Origin of the sequence: Pseudomonas sp. 9.2(2024) (assembly GCF_039695385.1) — a bacterium.
In the GTDB taxonomy this organism is placed as follows: Bacteria; Pseudomonadota; Gammaproteobacteria; order Pseudomonadales; family Pseudomonadaceae; genus Aquipseudomonas; species Aquipseudomonas paraglycinae.
On record NZ_CP155585.1, the window covers coordinates 1,721,679 to 1,736,381 of the forward strand.

The following is a 14,703-nucleotide window of genomic DNA, read 5'->3' on the forward strand; positions in this document are numbered from 1 at the left end:
TGCGTGGTCAACCCACAGCTTCTGGAGAATCCCCATGCAGACTTCGAACGCAGGCGTTTCGCGCACCCGGCAAGTGGTCGCCGCCGTCATCGGCAACGCCCTGGAATGGTACGACTTCATCGTTTATGGCTTTCTGGCGAGCATCATCGCCCGGCAATTTTTCCCGTCCGACGACGACTACGCTTCGCTGCTGATGGCGCTGGCGACTTTCGGCGTCGGCTTTTTCATGCGCCCGGTGGGCGGCATCCTGCTCGGCATTTATTCCGACCGCAAAGGTCGCAAAGCCGCGATGCAGATGATCATCCGCCTGATGACCGTGTCCATCGCCCTGATCGCGTTCGCGCCGAACCACGCCGCCATCGGCATGGGCGCGCCGTTGCTGATCGTGGTGGCGCGGATGCTTCAGGGTTTTGCCACGGGCGGTGAATACGCCAGCGCCACGGCGTTTCTGGTGGAGAGCGCGCCGGCCCATCGCAAGGGCCTGTACGGTTCCTGGCAACTGGTCGGGCAATGCCTGGCGGTGTTCAGCGGCGCGGCGATGGTGGCGCTGGTCACGCACCTGTTTTCCCCCGAGGCGCTGGACAGTTGGGGCTGGCGGATTCCGTTTGTGCTCGGCCTGTTGATCGGCCCGGTGGGCCTGTGGATTCGCAAGCACATGGAAGAGCCGGAAGAATTTCTCGAAGCGCGCAAGAAAGCCAAAGGCGCAGCCCCCGGCCTGTGGCAGGTACTGCGCGAACATCGCCGCAGCCTGTTGGTGTCGATGGGCCTGGCGTGCGGCGCGACGGTGTCGTTCTACGTGGTGCTGGTGAACATGCCGACCTTCGCCCACAAGAACCTCGGTCTGCCGCTGGATCAGGTGCTGCTGGTGCAGATGTTCGCGGTAGCGCTGATGACCGTGGTGATTCCATTGTCCGGCGCGCTGTCGGATCGCCTCGGTCGGCGGCCGGTGTTGATGGCCTTCACCCTGGCGTTTTTCGTCATGGTCTATCCGCTTTACGTGTGGGTTGCGGCGGCGCCTTCGATCGAGCGTTTGCTGGTGATGCAACTGTTGCTGTGCACGGCGATTGGCGGGTTCTTCGGCCCGGCACCGACGGCGCTGGCCGAGCAGTTCCCGGTTGAAGTGCGCTCCACCGGCGTGTCGGTGGCCTACAACGTGGCGGTGATGGTGTTCGGTGGTTTCGCGCCGCTGATCGTCACCTGGCTGAGTAAAGTTCTGAACACCCCGGTGGCGCCGTCGTTCTATGTCTTGTTCGCTTGCCTGCTGACCCTGCTCGGTACTTACTGTTTGCAGGAGGCACCACGCGCAAAGAAATCCGTTGCGCTCAACCTGGGAGTGAAACCGTGAGTCCGTTAGCCATTGATCCGATTGTCGCCCTCGACGCCGATGCGCTGTCCCGGGCGATCCATGCCCGCAAGGTGTCGTGCCGCGAGGTGATGCAGGCCTACCTGACGCACATCGACCGCTTCAATCCGATGGTCAACGCGCTGGTGTCGATGCGCCCGCAGGACGTGCTGCTGAGCGAGGCCGATGAGTGTGACCGGCAACTGGATCGCGGCGAGTCCCGGGGCTGGATGCACGGCATGCCCCAGGCCATCAAAGACCTGGCGGCCACCGCCGGATTGCGCACGACCCTCGGCTCGCCGCTGTTCGCCGAGCAAGTGCCGCAGCACGACGCGATCAGCGTGGCGCGGGTGCGCGCCTGCGGCGCGATCATCATCGGCAAAAGCAACGTACCGGAATTCGGCCTCGGCTCGCAGACCTACAACAGCGTGTTCGGCACCACCACCAACGCCTACGATCCGGGCCTGATCGCCGGCGGCAGCAGCGGCGGAGCGGCGGTGGCGCTGGCCCTGCGTCTGCTGCCGGTGGCGGATGGCAGCGACATGATGGGCTCGCTGCGCAATCCGGCGGCGTTCAACAACGTGTTCGGCTTCCGCCCGTCCCAGGGCCGCGTGCCCCATGGCCCGATGCCGGAAGTGTTCGTCCAGCAACTGGCCACCGAAGGGCCGATGGGGCGCACGGTCACCGACGTCGCGCGGTTGCTCTCGACCCAGGCCGGCTACGATCCGCGCGTGCCGCTGTCGCTGGCTGATGAACCACGGGATTTCGGGCTGGATCTGCAACAGGACTGCAGCGGTCTGCGCCTCGGCTGGCTCGGCGATTACAACGGCTATCTGCCGATGGACGACGGCGTGTTGAGCCTGTGTGAATCGGCGCTGGTGGATTTCAGTGCGCTGGGCTGTCAGGTCGAGGCCTGCCAGCCGGACTTTTCCATGGAGCGCCTGTGGCAGACCTGGCTCACCCACCGGCATTTTCTGGTGCAGGGCAGCCTCGGCGCGGCCTATGCCGACCCGCAAAAACGGGCGCTGCTCAAACCCGAAGCGCAATGGGAAATCGAGGGCGGTTTGCGTCTGACGGCAGCCGAGGTCTATCAGGCGTCGGTCGCGCGCAGTGAGTGGTATCGCGCGTTGAGCGAGTTGTTCGAGCGTTACGATTTCCTGCTGTTGCCCACCGCCCAGGTGTTCCCTTTTGATGCACAGCAGCCGTGGCCGCGAGTCGTCGGCGGGCAAACCATGGACACCTATCACCGCTGGATGGAGGTGGTGATCGGCCCGACCCTGGCGGGGTTGCCGAGCATCAGCGTGCCGGTGGGTTTCAACCCGGCCGGGCTGCCGATGGGCCTGCAAATCATCGGCCCGGCCCAGGCGGATCGGGCGGTGCTACAACTGGCCTACGCCCATGAACAGCTGACCCGCTGGGTCGAACGGCGACCGCCGGCATGCCTGCAATCGGCCTGAGCGGCCCGCATCTTGCTGCACGAAGTGATCTTTCATCCGCATCCATGGAGGTCGAACACATGGGCAGCAAGGCAGACACCGGCAGCGTGCGCTCGGTCGAACGGGCGCTGGCCATCGTCGAGTTGCTCGGCGAGCATCAGGCGCTGGGGCTGGAGGAATTGCACTACCTGACGACTCTGCCCAAGGCCACGGTGTCGCGGATGCTCGCGACCTTGCAGGAGCAGGGCTGGATCTATCGCGGCCTCAGCGACCGTCGCTACCGGTTGTGCGCCAAACGGCTGTTCGGTGATCGTCAGCAACGCTTCAAACGCCATCTGGTGGAAAGCGCCGCGCCGATGCTGCTGGAGCTCAGCGAGCGCACCGGGCTGGTGGCGGATCTGTCGTGCTTCGACGGCGAGCGGGTCGAAGTGATGGAAAGTGCGATTCCGCAGGTGCTGCGCAAACGCTATCCAACCAACTGCCAGATCGTCGGCCATCACGCCAGCCTGTTCCATTCGGCGATGGGCCGCGCGTGTCTTGGTGAACTCGACAGCCAGGACGTTAAGCGTCTGGCCGAACGAGAACAACTGGCGGATGACGGTGTGTTGCAGGCCACCGAACAAGCCTTGCATCAGGGCTTCGGCCAGCGCACCGAAGGTTATTGGGAATACCCGGTGCGTCTGCCGTTCCTGATTCGCGCGGTGGCCTTGCCGATCCGTGCCCAAGGGCGGCTGGTCGGCAGCATGGCGCTGCACTGGCCAATGGATCAGGCGCCGGTGGAGCGGGTGCTGAGCCTGCACCTCAACAGCCTCGCGTCGACCATCGGCGAGGTGCAGCAGGCATTGGCCTGAGTGTTTGCAGAGACTGACAGTTTGCAATAACGCCAAGGCCAGTTAAGGTTCGTGCAGGTTTATCGGCCCCACGAGTCTTCAATGTTCAACCGTTCTCTGTGCAACGCGTTCGCCGGCCTGCTGCTGGGCGCCGCTGCGCTGCCGGCCCAGGCCAACTGGTATCTGGACGGCGAGTCGTCGCGGCTGTCGTTCGTCAGCACGAAAAACGCCAACGTGTCCGAAGTGCAGCGCTTTCTGGTACTGCACGGCAAGGTCGATCCCGATGGCCGCGCCGTGGTCGAAGTCGAACTGGATTCGATCAACAGCGGCATCCCGCTGCGCGACGAGCGCATGCGCAAGGAGCTGTTCCAGATCGAGCAATTCCCCGAGGCGACCATCACCACCCAGATCGACCTGCGCCCGATCAACGATCTGGCCCCCGGTGCACAGCTTGAATTGCGCCTGCCGCTGACCGTCAACCTGCACGGCAAACAGCACGAATACCCCGCCGAACTGCTTGCCACGCGTCTCGATGACCGACGCTTTCAAGTGGTGACGCTGGAGCCGCTGGTGATCAGCGCCGAGGATTTCGATCTGCTGCCGGGCCTGGAAAGCCTGCGCAACATGGCCGGCCTGTCGGCCATCAGTCTGTCGGTGCCGGTGGGTGCGGTGCTGATCTTCACGGCGCGCTGACATGCGCGGCGCGGTGTTTCCGTGGCGTGATGGCAACCGCTTCGAGCTGTTGATCGACGGCCCGCAATTCTTCCCGCGCATGCTCGACGAGATCGCCCGCGCCCGCGAGCAGATCGAACTGGAGCTGTATCTGGTGGAAGCCGGTGCCTGTGCCGAAACCATCGTGCAGGCGCTGGTACTGGCGGCGGAGCGGGGCGTGCGGGTGCGTTGCCTGTTCGATGATTACGGCAGCCTCGCGTTCACCCTCACGCTGCGCCGGCGGCTGACTGGTGCCGGGGTCGAGCTGCGTTTTTACAATCGGCTGAACTGGCGGCGCTGGGTCGGCAATTTCTATCGCGATCATCGCAAGCTGTTGTTGGTCGACCAGCGTCTGGCGGTGGTCGGCGGCACCGGGGTCACCGATGAGTTCTGGACGCCGGGCCACGACACCAGCGAATGGCACGAGGTCATGGTGGAAATCACCGGCCCGCTGGTGCTCGACTGGCAGTTGCTGTTCGACCGCCAATGGATCGCCAACCGCCATCGCCGGGCCTGGCGGCCCAACGCGCATTTCGGCCTGCCACGACTGCCGCGCGTGCCGGACACGGGCGAGGGCATGGGCCGCGTGGCCTACGCCGACGCCCGCCAGCATCGCGACATTCTGCAATCGTTGTTCCGTGCACTGAACAGCGGCCAGCAGCGGATCTGGCTGGCGACGCCGTATTTCCTGCCGACCTGGAAAATCCGCCGCTCCCTGCGCAAGGCCGCTGCCCGTGGCCTCGACGTGCGCCTGCTGCTGACCGGGCCGCGCACCGATCATCCGTCGGTGCGCTACGCGGGGCATCGCTACTACCCGCGCCTGCTCAAGGCCGGGGTGAAAATCTACGAATACCAGCCGTGTTTCCTGCACCTGAAAATGGTGCTGGTGGACGATTGGGTCAGCATCGGCTCATGCAATTTCGATCACTGGAATCTGCGCTTCAACCTTGAGGCGAATCTGGAAGCGCTGGACACGTCATTGACGGCAGCGGTGGCGGCGAGTTTCGAGAAGGACTTCGGCCTGAGTCAGCAGGTGAGCCTGGAGGAATGGCGGAAACGGCCACTGTGGCGGCGGGTGAAGCAGCGGGTGTGGGGCTGGGTGGATCGGGTGGTGGTCAATCTGCTCGATCGTCGCGGCTAGTCGCAGCTTTCATACCTTTAGAAGGACCTGTGGGAGCTGGCTTGCCAGCGATAAGGCCGGCACGTTCAACATCTTCGTTGACTGTGCGTCCGCCATCGATGGCAAGCCAGCTCCCACAAATTTTTGCAGTGTGAAAACTGTTACAGCAACTCAAAGCTCTGCTGCGTCACGTCCTGGGAATCCAGGCCGATCTGCACGTTGAACTTGCCAGGCTCGGCCGCGTACTTGAGCTGGGCGTTGTAGAACTTCAGGTCATCTTCGGTGATGGTGAAGTGCACGACCTTCTGCTCGCCGGCCTTGAGCATGATTTTCTGGAAGTTCTTCAGCTCCTTGACCGGACGGATCATCGATCCGGTGACGTCCTGAATGTACAGCTGCACCACGGTTTCGCCGTCGCGCTTGCCGGTGTTCTTGACCATGACGCTGGCGTCGAGCTTGCCGGTGGCGTTCAGGGTGGTCGACGACAGCGCCATGTCGCTCAGACTGAAGTCGGTGTAGCTCAGGCCGTAACCGAACGGGAACAGGGGACCTGTGGTGTCATCGAAATACTGCGAGGTGTAGTTGCCCGGTTTGCCCGGCGTGAACGGCCGGCCAATGCTCAGGTGGTTGTAGTAGGTCGGGATCTGGCCCACGGAGCGCGGGAAGGTCACCGGCAGTTTGCCCGACGGGTTGTAGTCGCCGAACAGCACGTCGGCGATGGCGTTGCCGCCCTCGGTGCCGCTGAACCAGGTTTCCAGAATCGCGTCAGCCTGTTCTTTCTCTTCGAGGATCGTCAGCGGACGGCCGTTCATCAGCACCAGCACCAACGGCTTGCCGGTGGCTTTCAGGGCACGGATCAGTTCGCGCTGGTTTTCCGGGATGTTCAGGTCGGTGCGGCTCGACGATTCGTGGGACATGCCACGGGATTCACCCACGGCTGCAACCACAATGTCGGCGTCCTTGGCGGCTTTCACCGCTTCGTCGATCAGCACGTTGGCCGGACGCGGGTCATCGACCACTTCCGGGGCGTCGAAGTTGAGGAAGTTCAGGTAGTCGAGAACCTTCTTGTCGCTGGTGATATTGGCGCCACGGGCGTAGATCAGGTTCGCCTTGTCGCCGATCACATTGCTCATGCCGTCGAACAGGGTCACCGATTGCGCCGGACGACCGGCGGCAGCCCAACTGCCCATCATGTCGATCGGGGCCTTGGCCAGCGGGCCGACCAGCGCGACTTTCGCGGTTTTCTTCAGCGGCAGGGTTTCGTTCTGGTTTTTCAGCAATACCAGGCTGCGACGCGCCACTTCACGGGCGTCGGCGCGGTGCAGACGGCTGTCGGCGTAGGTGTCGGCCGGATCGTCTTCAGCCTTGCCGATGCGCAGGTACGGGTCCTTGAACAGGCCCATGTCGTACTTGGCAGCGAGCACTTCACGCACCGCGTTGTCGATGTCCTTCTGTTCGATCTCGCCGGACTTGAGCAGCCCCGGCAGCTCTTTGCCGTACAGGGTGTCGTTCATGCTCATGTCGATGCCGGCCTTGATCGCCAGCTTCGCCGCTTCACGACCGTCGCGGGCCACGCCGTGCTTGATCAGTTCGAAGATCGCGCCGTGGTCGCTGACTGCCAGGCCTTTGAAGCCCCAGTCCTTGCGCAGCAGGTCGTTCATCAGCCAGGTGTTGGCGGTGGCCGGGATACCGTTGATCGAGTTCAACGCCACCATCACGCCGCCGGCGCCGGCATCGATCGCGGCGCGGTACGGTGGCAGGTAGTCCTGGTACATCTTCACCGGGCTCATGTCGACGGTGTTGTAGTCGCGACCACCCTCGACAGCGCCGTACAGGGCGAAGTGCTTGACGCTGGCCATGATGCTGTCGGCCGCGCTCGGGGTCTCGCCCTGATAGGCCTTGACCATGACTTTGGCGATGCGCGAGGTCAGGTAGGTGTCTTCACCGAAACCTTCGGAGCTGCGGCCCCAGCGCGGGTCGCGGGAGATGTCGACCATCGGCGCGAAGGTGATGTCGAGGCTGTCGGCGGCGGCTTCTTTGGCTGCTACGCGCCCGGACTGGCCGATGGCGTCCATGTCCCAGCTCGATGCCAGGGCCAGCGGAATCGGGAAAATCGTACGGTGACCGTGGATCACGTCGTACGCGAAAAACATCGGAATCTTCAGGCGGCTGCGCATGGCAGCGTCCTGCATCGGGCGGTTTTCCGGGCGGGTGATCGAGTTGAAGGTGCCGCCGATGTTGCCGGCGGCGATCTCTTTGCGGATCAGCTCGCGGGGCATTTCCGGGCCGATGCTGATCAGGCGCAACTGGCCGATCTTCTCGTCGAGGGTCATTTGTTTCATCAGGTTACTGATGAACGCATCCTTGTTTTCCAGGGGTACCGGGGTCGTGGCGGCCAGTACTTGATGACTGGCCAGGCTGACGAACAGGCCCAGCAAACACAGCTTCTTCATGAATAGTTTTCTCAAGGGCGCAAACGGCGTTACAACGCCGGCCAGCCAAAATTTAGGGAGCGACTATTGTTGTTCGGGTGTTGACGCAAAAAACGACGCCGAATAAACGCTGCCGGATCGAGCAGCGTGATCGCGCAGGGCCTCTTTTTAGCCCATCGGCCCGCCGCAATCCAGTGGCGCGGGCGATTATGCCCCAAGAGCCGACCGAGAAGGTTTCGCGCTCGTATTTTCATGAAATGTGCAAGGGAGCACCCGTCCGATGAATGTCAGTCCTGTCTACCGCTCGCGTTTGCAGGTCGCCACCTTGCTGGTGCTGGCCACGTTGTTGACCGCTTGCGGCATCAACAACATCCCGACCCTCGACGAACAGGCCAAGGCTGCCTGGGGCCAGGTGCAGAACCAGTACCAGCGGCGCGCCGACCTCATCCCCAATCTGGTGGAAACCGTGAAGGGTTACGCCAAGCATGAAGAGGAAACTCTGACGGCGGTTATCGAGGCCCGGGCCAAGGCGACGTCGATCCAGGTCGATGCCAGCACCCTCGACAACCCGGAAAAACTCAAACAGTTCCAGCAGGCCCAGGATCAGCTGACTGGTGCCTTGAGCCGGTTGATGGTGGTGTCCGAACGCTATCCGGACCTGAAGGCCAACCAGAACTTCCTCGCCCTGCAATCGCAACTCGAGGGCACGGAAAACCGCATCGCCGTGGCCCGACGGGATTTCATTCTGGCAGTGCAGAAGTACAACACCGAGATCCGCACCTTTCCCGGTCGCCTGTGGCACAGCGTGATGTACAGCGATCTGCCGATCCGCGAGACCTTCGAAGCCACCAGCCCCGGCGCGGACAAGGCCCCGGAAGTGAAGTTCTGACGCGGTGATGCCCATGCGTGTGTTGAAGATGGGCCTGGTGCTGATGCTGTGGCTGTTCGCCGTCAGCGCCGAGGCCGAGTTGACCTTTCCGGCGCTGACCGGGCGGGTGGTGGACGACGCGCAGATGATCGAGCCGTCGGTGCGCGCACAACTGAGCCAGCAGTTGCAGGCCCACGAACAGGCAACCGGTGAGCAGTTGGTGGTCGTGACGTTGCCGAACCTGCAAGGCGCCACCATCGAGGACTACGGCGTCGAACTGGGCCGACACTGGGGCATCGGCCAGAAGGACAAGAACAACGGCGCCCTGTTGATCGTCGCCCGGGACGAGCGCAAATTGCGCATCGAAGTCGGCTACGGGCTGGAGGATCGCCTGACCGATGCCCAGAGTTCGGTGATCATCCATCAGGTGATCACGCCGTCGTTCAAGGCCGGCAACTTCAGCAAGGGCATCAGCGACGGCGTGGCGGCGATGCTGGTGGTGCTGGGCGGCAATCCGCTGGACGAACCGTCCACGGTGTATGAGTCGGCTGGCGATCCCTCGGATGATTTCGTCTCGCGCCACCCGGCATTGTTCGTATTTCTGGTGATGTTGTTCATCCTGACTATTTTTGTCTGCCAGATGCTCGGTATCCTTCCCGCCGGCCGGGGCGGCTCCGGAGGAGGGGGCGGCTTTGGCGGTGGTGGATTTGGCGGCGGCGGTGGAGGCGGGGGCTTCAGCGGCGGCGGTGGCAGTTTCGGCGGGGGCGGGTCTTCCGGCGGCTGGTGATAACAATAATGAGCAGGCACAACACGACATGGCATTACTGACTGAACACGAACAACGCAAGGTCGCCGAGGCCATCGCCCGGGTCGAGCGCGACACCGACGCCGAACTGGTGACGGTGCTCGCGGCCCGCGCCGACGACTACGCGTACATCCCGCTGCTGTGGGCCAGTCTGCTGGCGCTGGTGGTGCCGGGGATCGTGCATTACCTGACGGGCTGGCTGACGATGCACAGCCTGTTGCTGGTGCAGTGGGTCAGTTTTGTCGTGCTGTGCCTGGTGTTTCGCCTGCCCAAGGTCACCACTCATCTGATCCCCCGCCACGTTCGGCACTGGCGCGCCTCGAACCTGGCGCGTCGGCAGTTTCTCGAACAGAACCTGCATCACACGGTGGGCAGCACCGGCATGCTGATTTTTGTCTGCGAGGCGGAGCGGTATGTGGAAATTCTGGTGGATGAGGGGATTTCCAAGAAGCTGGATAACAAGAGCTGGGACTCGATTGTCGCGGCGTTTACCGAGCAGGTACGGCAGGGGCAGACGTTGCAGGGGTTTGTCACGTGTATCGAGGCGTGCGGCGAGTTACTCAAGGTGCATGTGCCGGTGACGCAGGTGAGGAATGAGTTGCCGAATCGGTTGGTGGTGTTGGGGTAGTTTCGGCAGTTTTGTAAGACTTGATATCGCAGCCCTCACCCCAGCCCTCCCGAAACGTCGGACCGCCCGGAGGGAGAGGGAGCCGATTGGGGGATATTGAGGAGATACACCGACTTGAACGATTGGCTTTGAATCCATAATCGACTCGATATTTCAGGTCGATGGATAGCGAAAGACATCTCGGTCGGCTCCCTCTCCCTCCGGGAGAGGGCTGGGGTGAGGGCCGCTTTTAAACGCCGTTCGGTAAATAAGAGCGTGTCCCCAACCCCCATCCCCCCTAAACTAGCGTCCATTCCCGATTTGCCCGTCCGAGGCCGCTTTTTCCCATGTCCGTTACCGCTCCTTCCGCATCTGCCAAACCGGCGCCCGATCACCACGCCCGGTTCATCGAGCTGCTGCAAACCAGCCTCGAACAGAACGGCTTCATCAAACTGGTGCTGGCCAAGTACGTCGGCGAAGAAGCGGATCTGCAGCGGATCATCATCAAGCCTGTGACGGTCAAGGCGCAGCCGTGCCTGTCGTTCGTTTATCGCTACAAGACCCGCGACATCACCAAGAACCTGCCGCTGGACGAAGCGGTGACGATGATTGCCGGATTGCTGCCGGCGGCGTTCAAAAATGCGCATTTGCTGGCGCTGACGGACGAAGCCCAGCTCGAATACAGCAAAAAGGGCAAGAGCTCGCTGTTCATGAGCAAACCCCAGCAATTGCGCGAAGTGCCGTCCGCCGAGCACAACCGCGAGAAAAACCGCTTCCTCGATCTGAACCGGCCGTTCCTCAAGGATCTGGGCGTGACCAACGCCCAGCACGAGCTGATCCCGGCGATGTCGCGCAAGTGGAAGCAAATCAACAAGTTCATCGAAGTGTTCAGCCACGCATTGACCTCGTCACCGCTGGCGCTGGATAAACCGGTGCGGGTGGCGGATTTCGGTTCGGGCAAGGGTTACCTGACGTTCGCCATCCATGACTATTTGCGCAACACGTTGAAGGCCGAGGGCGAAGTCACTGGCGTCGAGCTGCGCGAAGAAATGGTCAACCTGTGCAACACCGCCGCCGCGAAGCTGGAACACCCGGGGCTGGTGTTCAAATGCGGTGATGTGCGCAGCGTGGCGCCGAGCGAGCTGGACGTGATGATCGCCCTGCATGCCTGCGACATCGCCACCGACTACGCGATCCACACCGGCATCCGTTCTGGCGCCTCGATCATCATGTGCTCGCCGTGCTGTCACAAACAGATCCGCTTGCAGATCCAGAGCCCGGCGCTGCTCAAGCCGATGCTGCAATACGGCTTGCACCTGGGCCAGCAGGCGGAAATGGTTACCGACAGCTTGCGTGCGCTGTTCCTTGAAGCCTGCGGTTACGAGACCAAGGTGTTCGAGTTCATCTCCCTGGACCACACCAACAAGAACAAGATGATCCTCGCCGTGAAGCGCGCCGAGCCGGTGGACCCGACTCAGCTGCTGGTGAAGATTCAGGAATTGAAAGCGTTCTACCAGATCAGCGAGCACTGCCTCGAAACCCTGCTGCTCGCCGATGGCCTGCTGAAACTCAAGGCTTGAGCTGAACCCCGGCCGGTAGCGTGCCCGGTTGAGCCGGGCGCACCGCGGTCTTGCGCCCGAGCATCACCGTCGCAATCACCCCGCAGGCGAACAGCCAGGTGATCGGCTCCACGTGTTCCCCGAAGAACAGCGCGGAAAACGCGATGGTGAAGAAGATCTGCAACAACTGGATCTGACTGACCCGGGCAATGCCACCCATGGCCAGCCCGGCGTACCAGGCGAAGAAGCCCAGGAACTGCGAAAACAGCGCGACGTAACCGAAGGCCCACCAGGTTTTCGTCGATACCGCGCCCTGATGCTGGAGCGCCAGATACAGCACCGGGCCGATCAACAACGGCGTCGACAACACCAGCGCCCAGCAGATCACCTGCCAGCCGCCCATCTCCCGGGCCAGACGCCCGCCCTCGGCATAACCCAGACCGCCCACCGCAATCGCCCCGAGCATCAGCAAATCACCCGCTTGAATGCTGCCGGCACCGGTGTACAACGCGTAACCCAGCACCAGCGCACTGCCCAACGCGGCGCAGGCCCAGAAGGCTTTCGACGGGCGTTCATGGGACAGCCACGCGGCGTACAGCGCCACGCACAGCGGCTGCAAACCGTTGACCAGCGCGCCATGGGACGCCGGCAAGGTCTGCATCGCCCACGCCGACAGCACCGGGAAACCGAGAATCACCCCGGCGATCACCAGACTCAGGCCTTTGACTTGCTTCCAGGTCGGCCACTTTTCCCGTCGCCACAACAACAGCGCCGCTGCCGGAATCGCCGCGAACAACGCGCGACCGAGGCCGTTGAGCAGCGGGTGCAGTTCCTGCACCACGATGCGGGTGAAGGGCAGAGTAAGGCTGAAAATCACCACGCCGAGCAGGCCGAGGGCCATGCCGGTGTTTTCGCGCGAAGACATGAGGGCAACCAGATTCGAGGGTGGCAGGGAGGTGTCTTCATCTAGCCACAAACCACGGCAATCGGGCTGTTACAGCTGAGCGCAGAGTTATCCATACAGTTTGCGAACGCCATCGCGCTCCTTGGACTACTGTGAATATTCCTGCGCATTCACCAGAGGAGTCCTGTCCATGGCCGCGAAAAAGATTCTGATGCTGGTCGGCGATTACGTCGAAGACTACGAAGTGATGGTGCCGTTCCAGGCCCTGCAAATGGTCGGGCACACCGTGCATGCCGTGTGCCCGGACAAGGCTGCCGGCAAGACCGTGCGCACCGCGATCCACGATTTCGAAGGCGACCAGACCTACAGCGAAAAGCCCGGTCACCAGTTCGCCCTGAACTTCGATTTCGCCAAGGTCGATGCCAAGGATTACGACGCACTGCTGGTGCCCGGTGGACGCGCTCCGGAATACCTGCGGCTGAACGAAAAAGTCCTCGAACTGGTGCGAGCTTTCGACAAGGCCGGCAAGCCAATTGCCGCTGTCTGTCACGGCGCGCAACTGCTGGCGGCAGCGGGGATTCTCGAAGGTCGCGAGTGCAGCGCCTATCCGGCCTGCGCCCCGGAAGTCCGGCTGGCCGGCGGCACCTACATCGACATCCCGGTCACGGACGGCCATGTCCAGGGCAACCTGGCCACCGCGCCCGCCTGGCCGGCGCACCCGAAATGGCTGGCCGGTTTCCTTGGTTTGCTTGGGACTAAAATCACCCTGTGACACCTCGAAAAGGAGAAAAACAGCATGTCCGGATGGTACGAAATCAGTAAAAGCAGCAACGGCCAGTACAGGTTCGTGCTGAAAGCGGCTAATGCAGAAACCATTCTGACCAGCGAGCTGTACACCACCCGCACGGCCGCCGAAAACGGCATTGCCTCGGTGCAGACCAACAGCCCGCTGGATGACCGCTACGAGAAAAAATCGACGAAGGACGGCCATCCTTACTTCAACCTCAAGGCGGCCAATCACCAGATCATCGGCAGCAGCGAATCCTATTCATCGGACGCGGCGTGTGCCAAAGGCATCGCCAGCGTCAAGACCAACGGGCCGTCCAAAGTGATCAAGGACAAGACACTGCCGGTGCTTTGAATCCAACACAAAACCCTGTGGGAGCAAGCTCGCTCCCACAGGGTTGGTATGTACCTTGAAATCAGCTCAGGCTTTTGAGAATGGCCTGCAACTGATTACGCCCGGCTTCGCTCAGCGGGAACACCGGCAAGCGCGGATCGCCGACTTCCAGGTCGGTGAGTAGCAGACCGGCCTTGATCGTCGCCGGCAAACCGCCCTTGAGGATGAAGTCCAGCAGCGGCAACTGGCGGTAGAACAGCTCCCGCGCCTTGCCCAGATCCCCCGCCAGTGTGGCTTCGTACAAATCCAGATTGAGCTGCGGAATCAGGTTCGGCGCCGCTGTGCACCAGCCCTTGGCCCCGGCGGCGAACGCCTCCAGCGCCAGCGGGTTGCAGCCGTTGTAGAACGGCACCCGGCCTTCGCCGAGCAGTTGCAGCTTGTGCATGCGCTGGATGTCGCCGGTGCTCTCCTTGACCATGGTCACGTTTTCCACGCCGTTGACGATACGCAGGATCAGCTCCACCGACATGTCGGTGCCGCTGGTGGCCGGGTTGTTGTAGAGCATGATCGGCACGCCGATGCTGTCGCCGATGGCGCGGTAGTGGGCGAGGATTTCCGCCTCGGTGAGTTTCCAGTAGGACGTCGGCAGCACCATCACCACGTTGGCGCCGTGGGCTTCGGCGAAGCGTGCGCGGCGCACCGCTTTGGCGGTGGTCAGGTCGGACACGCTGACCACGGTCGGCACGCGTTTGGCCACGTGCTTGATGCTGAACTCGGCGACCTGGTCCCACTCCGCATCGCTCAGGTAGGCGCCTTCGCCGGTGCTGCCCAGTGGCGCAATGGCGTGGACGCCGCCGGCGATCAGACGGTCGATGGAGCGGCCGAGGGCCGGCAGGTCAACGCCTTCGCCGTTGGCGCCGAACGGGGTGATGGTGTAGCCGATGATGCCGTGAATATTGGACATAAGAG

General features: G+C 62.6%; 14 protein-coding genes. 11 read left to right on the forward strand and 3 right to left on the reverse strand.

Going from position 1 to position 14,703, the window contains the following annotated elements:
- The first annotated feature begins 34 nt into the window (after positions 1 to 34).
- The 5 genes from ABFB52_RS07700 (at position 35) to ABFB52_RS07720 (ending at position 5,460) form a co-directional block, all read left to right on the forward strand.
- Positions 35 to 1,345 carry a citrate-proton symporter gene (locus ABFB52_RS07700; protein ID WP_129974294.1) on the forward strand — a complete coding sequence of 437 codons (1,311 nt, stop codon included), beginning with the start codon at positions 35 to 37 and terminating at the stop codon, positions 1,343 to 1,345.
- Positions 1,342 to 2,799, forward strand: coding sequence for an amidase (locus ABFB52_RS07705; RefSeq protein ID WP_129974295.1), 1,458 nt, complete (start codon positions 1,342 to 1,344; stop codon positions 2,797 to 2,799). The genes ABFB52_RS07700 and ABFB52_RS07705 overlap by 4 nt, the downstream gene beginning before the upstream one ends.
- 59 nt (positions 2,800 to 2,858) lie before the next feature.
- Positions 2,859 to 3,629, forward strand: a complete 771-nt coding sequence (locus ABFB52_RS07710; protein WP_085683240.1) for a helix-turn-helix domain-containing protein — start codon at positions 2,859 to 2,861, stop codon at positions 3,627 to 3,629.
- 81 nt (positions 3,630 to 3,710) lie between these two features.
- Positions 3,711 to 4,301 carry a YceI family protein gene (locus tag ABFB52_RS07715; protein WP_085605441.1) on the forward strand — a complete coding sequence of 197 codons (591 nt, stop codon included), beginning with the start codon at positions 3,711 to 3,713 and terminating at the stop codon, positions 4,299 to 4,301.
- A gap of 1 nt (position 4,302) precedes the next feature.
- A complete protein-coding gene (locus tag ABFB52_RS07720) occupies positions 4,303 to 5,460 on the forward strand; it encodes a phosphatidylserine/phosphatidylglycerophosphate/cardiolipin synthase family protein (RefSeq protein ID WP_085748216.1) in 1,158 nt (385 codons plus the stop codon).
- A 140-nt stretch (positions 5,461 to 5,600) separates the two neighbouring features.
- Here ABFB52_RS07720 and bglX read toward each other — a convergent pair whose 3' ends face one another.
- Positions 5,601 to 7,892 carry a beta-glucosidase BglX gene (bglX, locus tag ABFB52_RS07725; RefSeq protein ID WP_129974296.1) on the reverse strand — a complete coding sequence of 764 codons (2,292 nt, stop codon included), beginning with the start codon at positions 7,890 to 7,892 and terminating at the stop codon, positions 5,601 to 5,603.
- A 259-nt stretch (positions 7,893 to 8,151) separates the two neighbouring features.
- Here bglX and ABFB52_RS07730 point away from each other — a divergent pair, with 259 nt between their 5' ends.
- The 4 genes from ABFB52_RS07730 (at position 8,152) to ABFB52_RS07745 (ending at position 11,731) form a co-directional block, all read left to right on the forward strand.
- Complete coding sequence (locus ABFB52_RS07730; protein ID WP_007957897.1) at positions 8,152 to 8,760, forward strand: LemA family protein; 609 nt, start codon at positions 8,152 to 8,154, stop codon at positions 8,758 to 8,760.
- Between the two features lie 13 nt (positions 8,761 to 8,773).
- Entirely contained in the window at positions 8,774 to 9,526 is a 753-nt protein-coding gene (locus tag ABFB52_RS07735) for a TPM domain-containing protein (protein WP_134022678.1), read from the forward strand.
- Positions 9,527 to 9,554: 28 nt separating this feature from the next.
- Entirely contained in the window at positions 9,555 to 10,172 is a 618-nt protein-coding gene (locus ABFB52_RS07740) for a TPM domain-containing protein (protein WP_085605448.1), read from the forward strand.
- Between the two features lie 326 nt (positions 10,173 to 10,498).
- Positions 10,499 to 11,731 (forward strand): SAM-dependent methyltransferase, encoded by a 1,233-nt coding sequence (locus tag ABFB52_RS07745; protein WP_085747261.1) that lies wholly within the window; start codon positions 10,499 to 10,501, stop codon positions 11,729 to 11,731.
- Here ABFB52_RS07745 and ABFB52_RS07750 read toward each other — a convergent pair.
- On the reverse strand, positions 11,721 to 12,635 hold the full coding sequence (locus ABFB52_RS07750; protein ID WP_129972890.1) for a DMT family transporter: 915 nt from the start codon (positions 12,633 to 12,635) through the stop codon (positions 11,721 to 11,723). The genes ABFB52_RS07745 and ABFB52_RS07750 overlap by 11 nt on opposite strands.
- 169 nt (positions 12,636 to 12,804) lie before the next feature.
- On the opposite strand from ABFB52_RS07750, the gene ABFB52_RS07755 reads away from it, so the two are divergent.
- A complete protein-coding gene (locus ABFB52_RS07755; RefSeq protein ID WP_007957909.1) occupies positions 12,805 to 13,386 on the forward strand; it encodes a DJ-1/PfpI family protein in 582 nt (193 codons plus the stop codon).
- A gap of 24 nt (positions 13,387 to 13,410) precedes the next feature.
- Positions 13,411 to 13,755: a YegP family protein gene (locus tag ABFB52_RS07760; RefSeq protein ID WP_102685894.1), complete on the forward strand. Its 345-nt coding sequence runs from the start codon at positions 13,411 to 13,413 to the stop codon at positions 13,753 to 13,755.
- 61 nt (positions 13,756 to 13,816) lie between these two features.
- Here ABFB52_RS07760 and ABFB52_RS07765 read toward each other — a convergent pair whose 3' ends face one another.
- Entirely contained in the window at positions 13,817 to 14,698 is an 882-nt protein-coding gene (locus ABFB52_RS07765) for a dihydrodipicolinate synthase family protein (RefSeq protein ID WP_129972889.1), read from the reverse strand.
- Positions 14,699 to 14,703 lie beyond the last annotated feature (5 nt).